This window comes from Methylophilus sp. (assembly GCF_052173275.1).
GTDB lineage: Bacteria > Pseudomonadota > Gammaproteobacteria > Burkholderiales > Methylophilaceae > Methylophilus.
Genome location: NZ_JBQMUL010000002.1, coordinates 1,852,410 through 1,870,603 on the forward strand (window position 1 = coordinate 1,852,410; position 18,194 = coordinate 1,870,603).

Annotated in this window: 16 protein-coding genes; 11 read left to right on the forward strand and 5 right to left on the reverse strand. The window is 51.8% G+C overall.

Features of this window, described 5'->3' with window-relative positions; genetic code table 11:
- Nucleotides 1–15 precede the first annotated feature (15 nt).
- Both ACTS9Y_RS10350 and pdxR read left to right on the forward strand, forming a co-directional pair.
- Complete coding sequence (locus ACTS9Y_RS10350) at nt 16–1,167, forward strand: LLM class flavin-dependent oxidoreductase (RefSeq protein WP_442585844.1); 1,152 nt, start codon at nt 16–18, stop codon at nt 1,165–1,167.
- Between the two features lie 102 nt (nt 1,168–1,269).
- On the forward strand, nt 1,270–2,709 hold the full coding sequence (gene pdxR, locus ACTS9Y_RS10355; protein WP_442585845.1) for a MocR-like pyridoxine biosynthesis transcription factor PdxR: 1,440 nt from the start codon (nt 1,270–1,272) through the stop codon (nt 2,707–2,709).
- Here pdxR and ACTS9Y_RS10360 read toward each other — a convergent pair.
- From ACTS9Y_RS10360 to ACTS9Y_RS10370, 3 genes are all read right to left on the reverse strand, one after another.
- Nucleotides 2,706–3,341 (reverse strand): FMN-dependent NADH-azoreductase, encoded by a 636-nt coding sequence (locus ACTS9Y_RS10360; protein WP_442585846.1) that lies wholly within the window; start codon nt 3,339–3,341, stop codon nt 2,706–2,708. The two genes, pdxR and ACTS9Y_RS10360, sit on opposite strands and share 4 nt — an antisense overlap.
- Nucleotides 3,342–3,416: 75 nt before the next feature.
- The gene (locus tag ACTS9Y_RS10365; RefSeq protein ID WP_442585847.1) at nt 3,417–3,824 is read right to left on the reverse strand and encodes a cupin domain-containing protein; all 408 of its coding nucleotides are present in this window, start codon (nt 3,822–3,824) and stop codon (nt 3,417–3,419) included.
- Between the two features lie 37 nt (nt 3,825–3,861).
- A complete protein-coding gene (locus tag ACTS9Y_RS10370) occupies nt 3,862–4,623 on the reverse strand; it encodes an SDR family oxidoreductase (protein WP_442585848.1) in 762 nt (253 codons plus the stop codon).
- A 412-nt stretch (nt 4,624–5,035) separates the two neighbouring features.
- On the opposite strand from ACTS9Y_RS10370, the gene ACTS9Y_RS10375 reads away from it, so the two are divergent.
- The 5 genes from ACTS9Y_RS10375 to ACTS9Y_RS10395 are packed head-to-tail and all read left to right on the forward strand — an operon-like array spanning nt 5,036 to nt 12,802.
- Complete coding sequence (locus ACTS9Y_RS10375; RefSeq protein ID WP_442585849.1) at nt 5,036–5,695, forward strand: response regulator; 660 nt, start codon at nt 5,036–5,038, stop codon at nt 5,693–5,695.
- The gene (locus ACTS9Y_RS10380; protein ID WP_442585850.1) at nt 5,692–7,053 is read left to right on the forward strand and encodes a sensor histidine kinase; all 1,362 of its coding nucleotides are present in this window, start codon (nt 5,692–5,694) and stop codon (nt 7,051–7,053) included. The genes ACTS9Y_RS10375 and ACTS9Y_RS10380 overlap by 4 nt, the downstream gene beginning before the upstream one ends.
- Nucleotides 7,054–7,092: 39 nt before the next feature.
- On the forward strand, nt 7,093–8,481 hold the full coding sequence (locus ACTS9Y_RS10385; RefSeq protein WP_442585851.1) for a TolC family protein: 1,389 nt from the start codon (nt 7,093–7,095) through the stop codon (nt 8,479–8,481).
- On the forward strand, nt 8,481–9,719 hold the full coding sequence (locus ACTS9Y_RS10390; RefSeq protein ID WP_442585852.1) for an efflux RND transporter periplasmic adaptor subunit: 1,239 nt from the start codon (nt 8,481–8,483) through the stop codon (nt 9,717–9,719). Before ACTS9Y_RS10385 ends, ACTS9Y_RS10390 begins: the two co-directional genes overlap by 1 nt.
- Nucleotides 9,720–9,727: 8 nt before the next feature.
- The gene (locus ACTS9Y_RS10395) at nt 9,728–12,802 is read left to right on the forward strand and encodes an efflux RND transporter permease subunit (RefSeq protein WP_442585853.1); all 3,075 of its coding nucleotides are present in this window, start codon (nt 9,728–9,730) and stop codon (nt 12,800–12,802) included.
- A 68-nt stretch (nt 12,803–12,870) separates the two neighbouring features.
- Here ACTS9Y_RS10395 and ACTS9Y_RS10400 read toward each other — a convergent pair whose 3' ends face one another.
- Nucleotides 12,871–13,977, reverse strand: coding sequence for an NADH:flavin oxidoreductase/NADH oxidase (locus ACTS9Y_RS10400; RefSeq protein ID WP_442585854.1), 1,107 nt, complete (start codon nt 13,975–13,977; stop codon nt 12,871–12,873).
- A gap of 33 nt (nt 13,978–14,010) precedes the next feature.
- Nucleotides 14,011–15,201 carry an MFS transporter gene (locus ACTS9Y_RS10405; protein ID WP_442585855.1) on the reverse strand — a complete coding sequence of 397 codons (1,191 nt, stop codon included), beginning with the start codon at nt 15,199–15,201 and terminating at the stop codon, nt 14,011–14,013.
- Between the two features lie 106 nt (nt 15,202–15,307).
- Between ACTS9Y_RS10405 and ACTS9Y_RS10410 the strand changes: the two genes are divergently transcribed.
- The 4 genes from ACTS9Y_RS10410 (at nt 15,308) to ACTS9Y_RS10425 (ending at nt 18,154) form a co-directional block, all read left to right on the forward strand.
- A complete protein-coding gene (locus tag ACTS9Y_RS10410) occupies nt 15,308–15,622 on the forward strand; it encodes an ArsR/SmtB family transcription factor (RefSeq protein ID WP_442585856.1) in 315 nt (104 codons plus the stop codon).
- A 106-nt stretch (nt 15,623–15,728) separates the two neighbouring features.
- Nucleotides 15,729–16,592 (forward strand): DMT family transporter, encoded by an 864-nt coding sequence (locus tag ACTS9Y_RS10415; protein ID WP_442585857.1) that lies wholly within the window; start codon nt 15,729–15,731, stop codon nt 16,590–16,592.
- A gap of 142 nt (nt 16,593–16,734) precedes the next feature.
- Nucleotides 16,735–17,247, forward strand: coding sequence for an RNA polymerase sigma factor (locus ACTS9Y_RS10420; RefSeq protein WP_442585858.1), 513 nt, complete (start codon nt 16,735–16,737; stop codon nt 17,245–17,247).
- A 52-nt stretch (nt 17,248–17,299) separates the two neighbouring features.
- Nucleotides 17,300–18,154, forward strand: coding sequence for a FecR family protein (locus tag ACTS9Y_RS10425; protein WP_442585859.1), 855 nt, complete (start codon nt 17,300–17,302; stop codon nt 18,152–18,154).
- The last annotated feature ends 40 nt before the right edge of the window (nt 18,155–18,194 follow it).

Here is an 18,194-nt window from a genome sequence, read left to right on the forward strand (position 1 = left end):
AGACAGAGCAATCACATGAGTAAACCTTTATTTTTCACTCGCCTGCCTTTGCATGGCGATACGCAATATTTACCCGGTGACCCGAGGAATCGTGGTGACTGGCATAGAAGCCCGGGCGAGGGCACCGGTGCGGTGTCCGAGTTCGAGGTAGAAGACGATTTTAGCTATATCGATTATTTATCACAGATCGCGCGTGCGGCCGAGATCAATCGCTTTGATGGCGTGCTGATGGTCAATGCGCCTGGCGGTGAGGAGCCATGGACAGTCTGCTCGTTGCTGGCAAGGGAAACGCGGCGCCTGAAATTCGTTTCTGCCTTCCAGCCTTATCATTTCTCACCGTGGGCAGCGGTGCAGATGGCCGCTACTTACCAACGTGCCAGCCAGAACCGCCTGGTATGGAACATCATCAATGGTGGCTCTGAGGTAGTGCAAAAACAGGTGGGCGACAATGTCGCGCACGATGACCGTTATGCGCGCGCCGATGAGTTTTTGCAGGTGGTCAAAGGTTACTGGCACAACGAGTCATTCCATTTTTCCGGCAAATACTATACTGCCGAAGGCGGTGGCCGCAAAAGCGCACACAAAAAAGCGGCATTGCCACTGATTTGTACCGCCGGTTCATCCATCCCGGCCCGCGAGTTTGGCGCCAAGCATGCCGATTACTATTTGATGCGCGCTGAAACACCTGCTGAAATCGCTGTGCTGATCGCCGATGTGAAAGAAAGAGCCAAACAGTATGGCAGGGACGAGATCCGTTTTGGGCTGTCTATCGATGTGATCACCAGGGCGACTGAAGAAGAAGCGATCGCAGAGGCCAGGCGTTTCTTTGATGATGGCGTGCGCACAAAAGCAGTGCAATCGGTCGCTGCGCACGCAGGCTTGCGTTCAGCCCGTCGGCTCAGTCATGAACATGAATATGTCAGCGAAGAAGTCAAAAAATTTGAGGATTTCTTCATCCACCCCAATGTCTGGTCCGGCTTTGGCTATATAGGCATCCCGCCAGGATGCGCGCTGGTGGGCAGTTATGAAAACGTGGCCAAACGCATCCAAGAATATCAGGATATCGGTATTTCCATGTTTTTTCTGGCCGGGTATCCGCATCTTGAAGAAACCTATCGCCTGGGTGAACATGTACTGCCATTGTTGCGCAAGGGCCTCCTGATTTAGCATCATTTCCGCAACAGCGGTGGCTGCCAAAAAAAGTATTTCCTGAGGGTTTCATCGCTCAGGTATGATCAGAGCATCATAAACGGTGCAGACGGCTGATCGATGGAACCCCCGGCAAAAAAACTGATACAACTGGATGTTTCCGCCACCCAGCCCATACATCTGCAGATCTACAACCGGTTTAAAGCTGCGATTGAGGGCAATTTGCTCAAAGACGGCGACCGTATCCCTTCTACCCGCACCTTGGCCAGCGAGCTGGATGTTGCCAGGGGCACGGTGGAAAGTGCCTATGCCATGCTGCTGGGCGAAGGGATATTTGTCGCCAGAGGGCAATCCGGTACCTATGTCTCCAGCCTGTTGCGTAACACGGCCACCAAAAAACTGCGCACGGTCGCGCCGCCAACCTCTACACGATTAACGCAGACTGCCAATGTTGAATTAGCGCCGTCTGTTTCGCAGGTGTATATGCCCGGTTGTCCGGCATTTGATGCCTTCCCCAGAAAAGTGTGGGCGCGGTTAAGCGGTCACCGCATGCGCAGTCTATCGGCGGAAGAAATGCGCCTGAAAGAACCGCAAGGCTATGCGCCACTCAGGCAATCGATCGCCGCCTATCTGCGTCTGGCACGCGGCGTGGTATGTGAGCCTGACCAGATATTTATCACCAATGGTTATCAGGGCGCGCTGGATTTTTTAAGCAAAGTGCTCAAGTTCCAGGGTGAAAGTATCTGGATGGAAGACCCCGGTTTTTTGCTGGCAGCCATGTTGCTCAAAGACCTGGGCGCGCATATCGTGCATGTGCCGATTGATGAAGAGGGCATGATCGTCAGTGCCGGCATTGCGCAGTGCCCGGATGCCAGACTGGCGATCGTGACGCCGTCGCATCACAGCCCGCTGGGTTTGCCGCTATCTGCCGCGCGGCGCATGCAGTTACTGGAATGGGCCAGCCAGCGCAATGCCTGGATCATTGAAGACGATTACGATGGCGAATTCCGTTATTCCGGTTATCCGCTGCCTTCACTGAAAAGTCTGGACCAATACGACAGGGTGATCTATGCCGGCAGCTTCAGTAAAACCATTTTTCCTTCTCTGAAAATCGGGTATATCGTGGTGCCGCCCGGCCTGGTCGATGCCTGCCAGGAAAAAGCATTCATCTATCAACGCGGTTTTTCCATCACCTCGCAGATGGTGGTGAATGACTTTATCACCGAGGGGCATTTCTCCCGTCACCTGAAAAAAATGCGGGATTTATATGCGCACAGGCGCGAGCTCACCAGCAAGGCGCTGGTTGATGTGCTGGGAGACCACATTCAGGTCAGCTCGCATAAGAATGGCATGCACTTTGTCGCTGCACTGGATAAACAATATGCAGATACTGCGGTCTGTGCCAGTTTTAACCAGCTTGGTTATGGCATACACCCCATTTCAAAATGGACTGTAGACACCACTCACAATGGCCTGATCATTGGTTTTACCAACGTGCCGAACAAGAAAGTCGCTGAAGAAACGGCGGTCAAGCTCAGGCACAGCTTTTTGGCGGATTAGATATCGGCCAGCCAGCGCTGGGCGATGCTATCCAGGCTCAGGCGCGCCTGGTCTAACACGGTTGCTTTTAACACCGCGTCGTGGCTTTCCAGCGGTTGTACATCGACAAACACCGGGTCATCGGCACCCATAAATGAAAACGCTGCTGTGAGTGCCGGGCGCAATGCATCCATCTTTTGCCAAGGGCTGCCTGGCCGTAGATCTGCCCCTCTGGTGGTAATAAACAGTATTTTCTGGCGGGATAAATTGCCGGTGGTGGTGCCATCTGCATTCAGGGTATAGGTTAGGTTTAACCGCACCAGGTGATCGATGAAAGCCTTGAAACTCGAAGGCATGCAAAAGTTGTACATAGGCATGGCACACACCAGCATATCCGCCATCAGGGCACGTGCGCACAGTTTGTCAGAGTACGACAGTACTTGTTTCATGGCCAGGCTGCGATCTGTCGCCGGGGTATACATGGCCTCGATAAAAGCAGGTGTCAGATGTGGCGGGGCTTCGATCGAAGTATCCATATAGTCAACGTCGATATCTGGCATGCTTTTCCTGAGCCGCTCGATAAAATAGGCTGACAGCATTTTTGAGCTGGAATGCGCGCGTTTCGGGCTGGCATCTACCTGCATCACTCTCATGCTGGCTATCCTTTTATCAAGTACTCAGGCAAGTTGCCGGATGGTTTTTCAAGCGCATCCGGCAGCTATCAGCGATTAATCTACTGGCATGACTGGTGGCTTGTTTTTGTCTTTAAGCAGCAACACAACAAATTTTGCCGGTTTGGTTTTGCTCGCGTTTCGGCCTACGGTGTGGATATCTTGCGGGCCTTCGTAAAAGCTTTGCCCTGGGCTCAAGGCGATTTCTTTGCCACCTTTGACTGCCATCACGATATTGCCTTCCAGCACATACACAAAACAGTGTGCTTCGTGTTTGTGCGGTGTTTCAACTTCGCCCGGTTTGTAATTGACGGTCAACATGATGACTTCTTTGCCTGGAATATCACCCAGGTCTTTATTCATGACCATGGTCAGGTCAGGCTGGTCATGGCTGCCTTCGTGAGCAATCGCAGCGGTAGTGGTGAGCAAAGCCAGTGAAACGAATAAGGTTTTAAACAGTTGCATGATCAGACTCCTTTTCGAGAGGTGAGTGTAAAGGTCATTATTTGAATGTTTTGGCAGGGTCGGCCAGCCACGCGTCAAAACCGGTATTGCCCAGCAGCGTGTGGTACTCAGGCGTGAGTGTGCTGTCATCAATCTTGAACGTCTGCACATACAATGCGCTTTCATCCGTCACCACTTCACGCGTATCTTTCTGCGCGACTAATGCTTTTCTGGCAAATTCACTGAGGGCGATTTTTTCCGGCCCGGCAATATCGACAATGCCGTTATAGGGTGTGCCGCTGGCGAGCTCAGCGATGGCAGTTGCCACATCGATTGCCGCAAGCGGCTGCAATTTTGCCGAAGGCAGGCGCACCACATTGTCAGCCGTCGCGGCCTGCGCAATCAGCAACACAAATTCATAAAACTGGGTCGCACGCGCAATGGTGTAAGGAATGCCGGAGGCTTGGATCAGGCTCTCCTGTTTGAGTTTTCCTTGAAAATAGCCCGAGTTTTGCAGCTTGTGGGTGCCGACGACAGACAGCGCAATGTAGTGCTTGATGCCCTGGTTTTTTGCCGCCGCAATGATATTGCCCGTGGCTGTTTCAAAGAAGCTGCGTGCCACGTTATCCTCAAAACTCGGGGCATCCGTGGTGTCGATCACAATATCGGCATTCTGCAACACGGCGTCCAGCCCCTCGCCGGTGACGACATCTATGCCCAGGTTACGCGCTGCGACCACGGCCTCGTGCCCTTGCGCTTTCAGTGCTGCAACTACTTTGCTGCCAATTAACCCTGACCCGCCAAATACAACTGCTTTCATGTGTCTCTCCTAAAATTATGATTTGAATGCATCACACTGCACGACAAGAAGCATGGTAAAGAAAAGGAGAGAGTGGCTACAGAGCCATCATTTGCAGAAATGTATGGGCCATGATGAGGGTATTTCCAGGGCAGGGTTCAAGCGGAGCGGGCGCATTGAAAGTAGCCACACGGTTACTGACGGGTTTTACGATGCATGCCATCACTGCACCAGCTATTTTTGTGCGTTAATCTCTACAATGCCATGAGCATTTCTATATGCAGGCACATGTCATGCAGAAATCCATGGTGTATTTCACGTGAAATTGATCGCTATAAGATTCACATAAGATTGACTAAGTAAGCTGGCCACCATGTGATGCAAAGTGGCCTCTAGCAGTGATTCGGCCAACGCAATTGATTGAGAATGATGTATGAAAATCCTATTGATAGAAGATGACCTGATGATAGGCCAGAGCCTGAGCCAGTTTCTCAAAGGCGAAGGCTATGCCGTGAACTGGTGCCAGAATGGCAAAAGCGGTAGCGAGGCAATCAAGGTGGAAACCTATGAACTGGTGTTGTTAGACCTGGGCCTGCCAGACATCAGTGGCCTGGAAGTATTAAACAATATCCGTGCAGCAAAAATCATGACGCCGGTGCTTATCCTCACTGCACGCGATGCGATTGATGACAGGGTCGCAGGCCTGAATGCCGGGGCGGACGATTATCTGGTGAAACCATTCGCGCTGGCCGAGCTGGAAGCGCGGGTCAGGGCCTTGCTGCGCCGGACCACCGGGCACACAAATTCAATCTTATCCAATGGCGAGATTTCTTTAGATACGGTGAGTAAAATCCTGCATTTCCGCGAGGCGGCATTCACTTTGTCTGCCCGTGAATATGCAGTGATATACGCCCTGATGGAGAGCCCCGGCAAAGTCTGGTCCAGGGCGCAACTTGAAGAGCGGCTCTACGGCTGGCAAGAAGAAGTGGAGAGCAACGCGGTCGAGTACCACATCCACCAGTTGCGTAAAAAACTGGGCACTGAGGCCATCATCAATATCCGCGGTCTCGGCTATCGGGTAAAAAAATCATGAAATCCATCCATAGCTATCTATTGCTGTCGCTGATCGCCGCGTTGGCAATTGGCACTTTGCTGGTGGCCTTATTTCTGTACAGCAAGTCAGCGGAAGAGATCAACGAACTGTACGACAGCAATATGAAAGAACTGGCGCATGTGATCAGCACACAGTTCAATGCGCCCACATCCATAGGCTCGGCAGAGATTGAGAGTCGCATGCAGGCTAATCGGGATGCGATCTTTGAAGAGGAAGATTTCCTGATCCAGGTCTGGAATCCCGCTGGTGAGAGGATCTATACCACGCATCCGCGCATTGAATTCCCGCTACAGGCTCAGCGCAAGTTCTTCACGGTGAATTATCAACACCAAAAGTGGCGCGTGTTTACCCTGGAAAGTGCACAAGGCGTGATTCAGATATCCCAACCTCAGGCAGCCAGGCATATTTATATCTGGCAACTCGCCACCGGTTTGTTGCTGCCTTTGTTGCTGCAGATCCCCTTGATAGGATTACTGATCTGGATCGCGGTCGGCAGAAGCCTGAAACCTCTGGATAAGCTTTCAAAAGCCATTCAATCGCGCTCGGCCGCAAGCCTGGAGCATCTGGATATCGAGGTGACCCCGAAAGAAATCCAGCCCGTGGTCAATGAACTGAACAGCCTGCTCACGCGCCTGGAAAACTCCATCGCCCTGCAACGCAACTTCACCGCCAATGCTGCGCATGAATTAAGAACGCCGCTTGCCGCATTGCAATTACAAATCGATGTACTCGCCCGCTGTAAAAACGAGCAGGAGCGGATGGAGGCGGTGAGTGCCTTGCAAACCGGCATAGTGCGTGCCAGTAATTTAGTGGCGCAATTACTGACATTAGCCAGGCTGGGGTCGGAGCAATCTACCCATCAATCTGTGATTGAGCTGAACCAGATCGTCAAACCGATTCTGGAGGCTCACCTTGACCAGGCTGCCGCTAAAAACATCGATGTCGGTTTTTATGAAACACAGCCGCTTTATCTCAATGGCAACGCCGAAGCGATAGGTATTGCCGTGCGTAACCTGATCGATAACGCCATTCGCTATTCTGTCGATAGCAGTAAAGTCGATGTCATGACTTATGCCACTGATTCCAGTCTCGTGATCGAGATACAGGACGGCGCTGAACGGATTCCGGAACCGGAAAAACAACGTATTTTCGACCGGTTTTACCGAGGGGCTGCCAGCCATGGCGTGAGTGGCAGCGGGCTAGGGCTGGCCATTGTGAAAGACGTCATTGAACAACACCAAGGGCAGATCAGGGTTAAATCGAAGCCAGATTTCCCTGGCAACGTATTTGAGATTTCTTTCCCCAACGCACACTTGCCCAAATCGCCATTGAAATAAAGCATCAGTCAGATAAATCAGACAGTGGAATAAATCACCATGCATCCTTTTCTTAAATGTGTAGCCAGCGTCGCTACGGTACTGAGCCTGGGCGCCTGCACGGCAGGGGTGGGTTCATTCAACCGGGCAACGGTTGCGCATGACCTGCAGCAGAGAACCGGCTTCCAGCTGCCAGTCGAATCACCCGTTTCTTCAGTAGTCCTGCCTGAAGGTATCCGCCTGGAACAAGCGCTGGACGTCAATGCGCTAGCGCTGATTGCACTATGGAACAACGCGAATTTCAAAGCGCTGCTGGTAGATATGCAGCTGGCGCAAGCGGATCTGGAGCAGGCGGGTTTACTGCCAAACCCGGAACTGATGTATAGCTTTCAGGTAGCAAACAAGCCATTTAAATATGCGCTGGATCTGCCCATAGAAGCGCTCTGGTTGCGGCCTATGCGCTTAAAAGTCGCTGAAGCCGATGCCAAGCGGGTAAACAATGTGATCCAGCAAGCGGGCCTGGATTTGATACGCGATGTACGCCAGGCAAGTATTGATTTAATCGCCTTGCGCGATCAGCAGGCTATCCAGCGCCAGTCGCAATCCCTGAGAGGTGAAATCGCTAGCCTCACCGACAAGCGTTTAGAACACGGGGATATCTCTGAACCTGAAGCCTTGTTGGCGCGAGTTGAGGCATCGCGCGCCAGCCAGAATGAAAAACGGGCCAGTTATGAGGTTGCATTCGCTGAACAAAAGCTATTGCTGTTGTTAGGTCTGCAAACGCACACGCAGCCGCTGAAAATCAAGGCGGATGCCTATCCGGCATGTGAAACCGCATTGCTGGACATTGATAAAGTGATTGCCGCAACCTTAGATAACCGTCCGGATTTGTTGGCCGCTGCTTCCACAATTGAGACTAACCAGGCCAAGGAAACACTCTCCAGATTCAGCTGGTTGCGCCTGTTAGGCATAGGCGATGCGACCAGTGGCGATAGTGGGCATGTGCTGAGTCCGGCAGTCAGGGTCACAGTGCCACTATTCAACCGCAACCAGGGCAATATCAATCGCGCGACAGCCGAGGTGGAAAAAGCGGAAAGGCAGCGGCAAGCGTTGCTGCAACAGGCGCAGACTGAATTACGGCAACAATTCACCCGCTACCAGCAAAGTTGTACCGAGCTGAACATCCTGACACAACAACTCAAGCCCTTGGCAGACCAGGCGCTGCAATCGGCTCAGGTCTCTTATGACAAAGGGGATATCTCCTACCTGACCATGCTGGAAAGCAGCAAGCAATTGATAGATGCCAACATTCAGGAGGCCATTTTAAACGGGGCGATTTACAAGGCCTGGGCCGAGATGGATCGCGGGAGTGGCAATCAGCTATCGAAACACATTCAGGCTGACCAATTAACCGGGTTTGCCGCGAGCAACCTGACAACAGATAAGTAATGATGATGACTATTAAAACACTCTATTCCGCTTTTAAATACCCCAAGCTTTGCATGGCATTGATGGTTATTTTTGGCATTTTATTGCAGCAGCATTCAGAGGCTGGCAGTCCTGACGCCACCTCAAACAAAGCGGGCAACGCAACCATTGCCTCGCCGGTGAAAGAATCTGCATTAAATAATATCGTGCTCTCCGCAGAGGCCGAGGCGCGGTTGGGAGTCAGTACCGCCAAGGTGGCCAAGCGGGAACTTGCCACCTCCCGGCTATACACAGGTGAGGTCATGATCCCAAGTGACCAGTCTTTAACCATACAAGCGCCATTCACCGGCAGCGTGTCAGCGGTAGGCAAACCTGTGCGACCCGGAGAACAGGTGAAGAAAGGGCAGGCGATCCTGGCACTGACGCCTATGCTGTCGCCAGAAGCCAAGACCAATCTTGAAGTCACCTTAACCGATATGCGCGGCCAGTTAAGCAATGCAGAAACCCAGGTCAACCTGACAAAGATCGCAGCCACGCGTGCGCAAAGGCTGTTTGAAGATAAAGCGGGCAGTCAACGCACGCTGCAAGAGGCACAGGCAGCGCATGCGCAGGCGAATGACACCTTGCATGCCTTGAAGCAGCGACAACAATTGATCATAAGGTCATTAGAGAACAAAGGCACTCAAACCACCCTCAATGCGCCTGAAAGCGGTGTCGTGACGGTATTGAACTTCCAGCCTGGCCAAGTAGTATCTGCAGGGGCGGTTTTGTTTGCGGTCGCTAATCAATCGAAAGCCTGGATACGCACCGCTGTGCCTGTGGGTGACATTGACCAAATGGCCATCCACGATATCGCCGTCATACAAAACTTTTCCAACCATCAATCTGCCAGCGTGACGGCGCTGCCGATGAAGGCGCCACCAACTGCGGTGGTCAACACCTTGACGGTAGACGTGTACCACGCGTTGAACAATAACGCCGCTTTATTCACGCCTGGGCAACGAGTCAGCGTTGCATTAAAAACCAGGGGAACAGCAGTGTTTGAAACCGTGCCCTGGCGCTCGGTGATTTTTGATATCTACGGTAATACCTGGGTATATGAAAAAACCGCCGCGCTCACCTACAACCGCAGGCGTGTCGTCGTTGACCATGTCAGCGGCCAGGATGCCGCACTACAGCATGGCCCGGTACAGGGTAAAGAGATTGTTCACCAGGGCGCGTCAGAGTTGTTTGCGCTTGAAACCGGATATGCCAAATAGCGCTCATTATGTTTAAGAAAATCATTACATTTGCAGTACAAGCCAGGGTCGTTGTGCTCGCTTTGTCCATATTACTGGTCATCATCGGCGCGCAGCATGTGGCACAGGCGCCATTAGATGTGTTCCCCGAGTTTGCCCCGCCAAAAATCGAGATCCAGACAGAAGCGCAAGGGCTGTCGACCGAAGAGGTAGAGGCGTTGATTTCCATGCCGCTGGAAAATGCGCTGAATGGCATGCCGCACATGACGGCGATCCGGTCAAAATCCGTGCTCGGCTTATCTTCAGTTGTGCTGTTGCTGGAACCAGGCAGCAACCTTAAAGAAGCGCGTCAGTTTGTGCAAGAGCGCCTGGCAATGGTCACGCCGACATTGCCTGCGCTTGCCAAACCACCGGTGATGTTGCAATCGCTTTCGTCATTGTCACGCGTGATGAAAATCGGGCTCAGCGCTACTTCTATGTCGCAAATGGAGATGACGCAACTGGCCTTATGGACCATGCGTCCTAAGATCATGTCCATTCCCGGTGTGGCGAACGTCGCGATCTGGGGGCAAAAAGACAAGCAACTACAGGTGCTGATAGACCCGGATCGTTTGCGCAGTGCAAAAGTCACGGTCGAGCAAGTGGCACGTGCCACCAATGAGGCGATGGCCCTGGATTCAGGCGGCTTTCTGGACACGCCCAACCAGCGCTTGGCCGTGCGTTATCAAAGCAACAAGGTCGATCCGGCCAAACTGTCTGAAGCCATCATTGATTACAGGCAAGCGACTCCGGTTAAGATCGCTGATGTGGCGCAGGTGCAGGTCGGTTCACCGCCCATGATAGGCAATGCCATTATCAATGGGCGCGAAGGGCTGTTGCTGATCGTAGAAAAACAGTTGGGCGCAAACACCCTGGAGGTGACGCGCCGGGTAGAAGCTGCGATTGCAGAGATGTCACCCGCGCTGGCAGGCGTGCATGTGGATACGCATATTTTCCGCCCGGCGACATTTATCGAGCGTGCCATCCATAATTTATCCAATGCCATGCTGATAGGCTGCCTGCTGGTCACGCTGATTTTATTTGCATTCATGCGCGACAAGCGCGCCGCACTGATTAGTCTGGCGGCCATTCCATTGTCGTTGCTTGCTGCGGTGCTCGTGCTCACTGGTTTTGGCGTAGGCTTAAATACCATGGTGATCGCCGGATTGGTGATCGCCCTGGGCGAGGTGGTGGATGATGCGATCATAGACGTTGAAAACATTGCCAGGCGCTTAAAGTTGAATGCATTGCTGGATCAGCCGCTGACCCGGTTGCGGGTCGTGGTGAATGCCTCTGTGGAGGTCAGGAGCGCGGTTGTGTTCGCTACGCTCATCGTCATGATCATTTTCCTGCCGGTGCTGGCATTGACTGGCATCGCCGGGGCATTCTTCAAGCCACTGGCGCTGGCGTATATTGCGGCGATTGCGGCTTCTCTGGCGGTCGCCATGCTGATCACGCCTGCACTGGCTTATTTCCTGCTAAAAAATGATACATCTGCGCATGACGACACCCGGCTGGCTGTCTGGCTACAAAGGCACTACCGCCGCTGGCTGAGTCGCATTGTGCCTTATCCTAAAAAGGCCATGGTGATCATTGCTGTGAGTCTGGCGGGTGCCGGCTTAGGGTCGCTGGCCTTAAACCAGGAGTTTCTGCCAGCCTTTAAAGAAACTGATTTCCTCATGCATTTTGTCGAGCGGCCAGGGACCTCGCTGGAGCAAATGAGCCTGATGACCTTGCGGGCAAATAAAGATCTGATGTCGGTGGCAGGCGTCAGGAATTTTGGCTCGCATATCGGGCGGGCAGAAGTGGCTGACGAAGTAGTCGGGCCAAATTTCACAGAGTTATGGATCAGCCTGGATGAAAGCGTGAACTATGAGCAGGCTCTAGGCCAGATACAAAAAGTGATGGATGGTTATGCCGGCATTTTTACCGATGTGCAAACCTATCTAAAAGAGCGAAGTAAAGAAGTCCTGACCGGCACCAGCGCCAGTATCGTTGTGCGTTTGTTTGGTCCCGACCTTGAGGTATTAAGGGACAAAGCGCACGATATTGAGGCAGGCATGGCGTCTATCGATGGCATAGCTGACCTCAAAGTAGAATCGCAAACCCTGGTGCCACAAGTGGAGATCCGCCTCAAAGCGCAGGCGCTCGCGCAATATGGTCTGACTGCAGGGCAAGTCAGGCGGATCACGACCACTCTGCTGAAAGGCTTGAAAGTGGGCGAGATCTACGAAAACCAGAGACGCATAGATGTCGTGATCTGGGGTGCCGAACAGCATCGCGTCGATTTGTCTGCGATCAGTCATCTGGCGCTGGATACGCCGCTGGGTCAGCAAGTCCGCCTTAAGGACGTGGCCGATATCCAGGTGATCCCCATGCCTAATGAAATCAAAAGAGAAGCGGCCTCGCGCCGGATAGATATCACCGCTAATGTTAAAGGCAAATCCCTGAGCGAAGTGGCGCAGCAAGTGGAGAGCAGCGTGCGGGCCATGCATTTTCCGCAAGGCTACTACCCGGTTCTGCTAGGCGAGTACCAGGCGCAAAAAGAGGCCAGTGACAGGCTGTTTGGCTTTGGTCTATTAGCGCTGATCGGGATATTCCTGGTGCTTTACAGCGATTTTAAATCGCTGCGGCTATCACTCATGGCATTTGCCACTTTGCCGTTTGCATTGGTGGGCAGCGTCATCGCGGTCTTCGTCAGTGGCGGCACCATGTCGCTGGGTTCAGTGGTTGGCCTGGTGACAGTGGTTGGCATCGCGGCCCGCAACGGCATCATGCTGTTAAGCCACTACAAACATCTTGAGCAAACTGAAGGCATGCCATTCGGCCTGGACCTGGTGATGCGCGGTGCTCAGGAACGTTTGCTGCCTATTCTCATGACTGCCCTCGCAACTGGCTTGGCACTGTTACCCCTGATCATTAGCGGCAACAAACCCGGTCACGAGATCGAGTATCCGCTGGCCATTGTGATTTTTGGCGGATTAATCACTTCAACCATCCTCAATCTGCTGTTATTGCCATCGCTCTATCTGGCATTTGGTAAACACAAACCAGCAATTGCTTAAAACTTTGACCTTCATCCTATGAGGGCTGGCCGGAAGTGTCATGCACATGACACTTCCACGCTGGCAGCTTACTCCTGAGTCGGGCTTCTATACCTGGCGAGCCAGTGCGCATAAGGCGCTGGCAATACCCAGGCCGGGTTGTCCTGCTTGAGTGCTTTGGCTGCAAAATAGGGCCAATGCGGGTTCTCCAAATGTGCGCGGCCTATCATGGCTAAATCTAATTCTTCATGACGGATGGCATTGTCTGCCAGCCCAGGCGCACCAAAGCCCCAGGCAGAAGAAACCGGGATGCCGGCCTCGTTACGCACGCGTTGAGCCACCGGCGCCAGAAACGCAGGCCCCCACGGGATATTGGTTTCAGGAATAGTAAAACCAACACTGACGCTCAGCATATCCAGGCCGCGCTGTTTCCAGGCCTTGACCAATTGAATCGAGTCGTTCAGGGTCTCTTCGTCTTTGCCATCATATTCAATCACGCCGAATCGCGCGGTGAGCGGCAGGTTTTCCGGCCACACTTCGCGGATCGCTTCCAGTGTTTCTATGGTGAAACGTGAACGGTTCTCAAAACTGCCACCGTAAATATCTGTGCGGTGGTTAGAGTGCGCAGAAGTAAAGCTTTGCCCCAGGTAACCATGGGCAAAGTGGATTTCCAGCCATTCAAAGCCTGCATCCAGCGCACGCTTGGCAGCTGCGACAAAGTCATTCTTTACGCGGTTGATGTCAGCAATGGTCATTTCTCTTGGCACGCGTGGTAAATCGCCGCCAAACGCAATCGCTGAAGGGCCTATGGTTTGCCAGGCGCGCGCGTCATTTTCAGGGATGTGGTCATCGCCTTCCCATGGTTTGTTGGCACTGGCTTTGCGGCCTGCATGCGCGATCTGGATGCCGGGCACGGCGCCTGCCGCTTTGATCGCTGCGGCGATCTCGCGCAATTTGTCTGCCTGCGCATCATTCCAAATGCCCAGGCATCCCGGGGTGATGCGGCCTTCGGGCGCGACACCGGTGGCTTCTACAATCACCAGGCCGCTGCCGCCTCTGGCCAGGCTGGTGTAATGCGCGAGGTGCCAGTCATTGACCACGCCATCTTCGGCCATGTATTGGCACATGGGCGGGACTGCGATGCGGTTTCTGAGGGTGACATCTTTTAATTGGTAACTAGAAAACAAATCAGCCATAAGGAGTCCTTTTAAGTAAGTTTTAAATGCTGTTTATGCGGGAGTTGAATGTGTGCTGCCTGAAACGAGTTGCATCTCGATCACTGCCAGTACCAGCCCGACAAAGACGATGCTCGCGGCGATCCAGCCGATAGAAGTCAGGCCTAGACCCTGTGAGATCACCAGGCCGCCTACCCAGGCACCGGCGGCGTTGCCGATATTGAATGCACCTATATTCATGGCCGAGGCCAGTGTCGGCGCGCCACTGGCTTTTTCAAGGATCTTGATCTGTAATGAAGGCACCGCCGCAAAACCGGCAATGCCCAGTAGCCCTGCCAGGCTGACGACCGCGATCTGATTGTGAGCAAAGAATGAAAACGAGCCCAGAATGGCAATGATGAAAATCAATGCGCCTATCAGGGTGTTATCGAGATGGATATCGGCGAGTTTGGCACCGATGATATTGCCGAGCACCATGCCGACGCCGAATAATAAAAACACGGGGGAGATGGCAGCAGAAGAGAAGTGTGCCACATCGGTGAGTATCGGTGCCAGATAAGTCAGCACGGCAAACAGGCCGGTATCTGCGATGATGGTCAGCAGTAGTCCGGCAATCACCTGCGGTTGCAACAGGGTGGTGATTTCAGATTTTACGTCCACTTTTTCTGCATGATGATCTTTAGGCACCAGGTAATACAGCGCAGCCAGCGCAACCGGGCCTATCAGGGTCACGGCCCAAAAGGTTGAGCGCCAACCCAGCATCTGGCCTAGCCAGGTCCCTGCAGGCACACCTACCACATTAGCCACCGTCAGCCCGGTGAACATCAAAGCAATCGCCAGGGCGCGTTTTTCTTTGGGCACCAGGCTGGTGGCCACCACCGCGCCTATGCCAAAAAAAGTACCGTGCGCAAATGAGGTCACCACCCGGGCGATCATTAGCGTGGTGTAATCAGGTGCAATCGCGCAGATCAAATTACCGGCGGTGAAAATGCCCATTAACCAGAGCAGGGAGTTTTTGCGTGAGAATTTTGCCATCAATATCGACATGACAGGCGCGCCCACAGCCACACCCAGTGCATAACCCGTGATCAATAAGCCTGCCATGGGGATGCTGACCTGCAAGTCACGGCTGACTTCTGGCAACAAGCCCATGATCACGAATTCAGTGGTGCCTATGCCAAATGCGCCCGCCATGAGTGCGTATAAGGCGAGTGGTATACCTTGCGACGAAGTTTCTTTTTTCATAGTAGCTGCTTAAATAGTGCCTGCTTAAAAAGAGTTAGATGAAATTCTATAGTTCGAATATAATCGAACTATAGAATAATATCAAGCACTGTGATAAATTTTAAACATGCGGCAAATTAAACACCCCAGCCTGGAACAGGTAGAGCTGACAGACATCATGTATGCACTGTCAGACCCCACGCGCCTTGAGATCGTCGGGCGGCTGGCAAAGGCTGGTCGCAAGATGACCTGCGGCGAATTCGACCTCAATCGACCGAAATCCAGCATGTCGCATCACTTTAAGATCCTGCGCGCAGCCGGTCTGGTAGAAACCTTAATTGAAGGCACCGAGCATTTGAATGCACTAAGGGAAGCCGAGATAGAACAGAAGTTTCCGGGTGTACTGCACGCAGTTCTGCGTTCGCTTAAGCAAGCGCCATAAGTTTTTACCGCCTGTCAGGATAAATCATCGTCTTGCCTTTCAAGACTCCTCAAGCATGACATACATAAACCTGCGCTTTGGATAACACACTGTATCGAGAAACATAATGGGCAATCTTAAAACCTATTTGATGGCAACCATGGCGGCAGTGTTCTGGGGCGCCAATTTTAATCTGGCCAGGCCGGTACTCGCTGAAATGAGCCCCTATATCGCCGGGGCCAGCCGCTATCTGCTGGCGGCTGCCGTGATGGTGCTGATCGCGCAGTTCAGAAAAGAAGCTTTTTCATTACGCCACTGGCCAGCCTACCTGACCCTGGGTGTCGTTGGTGTGTTCGGCTTTAACCTGTTTTTCTTTCTCGGAATGGAAACATCCTCTGCCATCAATGGTGCCTTGATCATGGCATTGAACCCATTGCTCACCGCCGTGCTGGGCTATTTTATTCTTGGTGACAGGCCGACCAACCGGCAACTGATCGCCTTCCCGGTGGGGATCGCCGGGGTGGTGATCGTGGTATTGGGTGCGGGCGCGCAGCTGAGAGTTTCCACCGGCGATATCTACATTTTGATTGCCACGCTCAACTGGGCGCTTTATAACGTGCTGGTGAAAAAGATGATGCCGAAAAACGTGAGTGGCATCACCAATACTGCTGGCATCATGACCGTGGGTGCACTTGCATTGACCTTAGCCGCAATGTGGCATGGTGATCATTTTGTACAACCTAGCCTGCATGGTGGCGCAGCTTTGTTGACGATGTCGCTAGGCGGTGGTGTATTGGCCTATCTTTTCTGGAATGCCAGCATCTCGCATCTGGGGCCATCCAAAGCGGCCATTTTCATGAACCTGGTGCCAGTCACCACCATGATCATTGCCGCGTTTGAGCATATGCCACCCACGCCTGCGCAATTGTTTGGCGCACTGCTGGTGATCAGTGCAGTGACTTTCAGCTCGGTTTCACTCTCTAAAAACTGATTGAGTGTTTATTCTGCGTTTGAAACTGTGATCAAATGCCAAGGTTAAAGTTTGTTGTGTTCAGAGGGTGTATGTTGCCAATGAGAATCATTATCAATATAATAAATGCTCTGTTGAAACAACCTTTTGTAGAAGCTCTTCCTTGCAGATTGATCTCACAAAAACTAAGCTTTTATCATCATTAATCTTGAATTATAGTGAGCTGATTAATCATGTGAATCGTTATTTCAGCAATCGTCATTTCGCAGAAGATGTTGTGCATGATGTCTACATCCAATTGGCCGAAAATCCTCCTCTGACAGAGATCGGCTCGCCTTTAAGCTATCTCAGAAAAACCAGCCTGAACAGGGCGTTAGACCTGGCTCGGCATGAAAAAGTAAGCCAGAATTACCTGGCTAATTTACCTGTAGAAGACGACATCCATTTTTACGATGGTGCAGCTGCGTTAGCGTTCACCCAGAAAATTGAGCAAATTAAAAAAGTGATTGATGCTTTACCTAAGAAACAAAGGCAAGTGTTTTTGCTGCATCAGTTATACGAGATTCCACAGCAAAAAATTGCAATTGAAATGGGCATATCATCAAACATGGTTTCCAGGCATTTCACAAAGGCGCTTGCTAACATCACCATAGCCAGAAAGCAGCTATCCATTTAGAATAAATGTAGCTGTGTCCCGCAAGACCAATTACTTTCGAAGCTTCATCGAGATGAACACTCACCACAAGCAAGACCCAAACTTCATTGCTGAATCTGACCCGAATATTTCGGATTTATTGCCCTATATAAAAGCGGCTAAGGATAAGTTTCCTTCCCAAGCAGAGCTATTCGCTGAAGTAAATAAAGATAGGGATAGTCGCAAGAACAAGATAAAAGCAATCCAATATGCGGTTGCTGTCGCATTTTGTACTTTAGGACTCTGGAAAGTTAACCCTACTATTTCGAGTGAAACTTACACGACTCAATATGCTGAGAGTCAGCAATTTTCTCTACCTGATGGCAGCAGCGTTCATTTAAATTCAAATACGCATCTGACTGCCAAATTCAGACTCTTCTCCAGGGAATTATATTTGGATAAGGGCGAGGCATCTTTCTCTGTGCAACATGGGATAAGGCCCTTTACAGTCGCAGTCGATCAAACAAAAGTGCTTGATATCGGTACCGTATTCAATATTGCCAGGTGGGATCATGCCTTCATAGCAACCGTGCTTGAGGGCGAAGTTGAATTACAAACTGGAGATCATCAATTGAGGTTAACCTCAGGGCAGTCTCTAAAGGTTTCCGATCTTGGATTTGGCGTGCCATATGAAGCCAATATGGACATGGTGACTGCCTGGCAAACCGGGAAGATAATATTTAACCGCACGGCATTAAAAGAAGCTGTCGCGAATATCCAGCGGTATATAAAAGAGCCAATTCAGTTAGACAGCCGCGTTGAGGACTTGCTCATTACTGGCATCTATGACGTATCCAGCGTTGGACAATTAATAGACAGTATGGACTCAATGTTCCCGGTGAAAGTAGTCAGGTTAAGTGACGGCGAAATAAAAATTCAAAAAAATTAATGTGTGACGTGCTAGTTTCTCTTTAGCTAATCGCCTTATA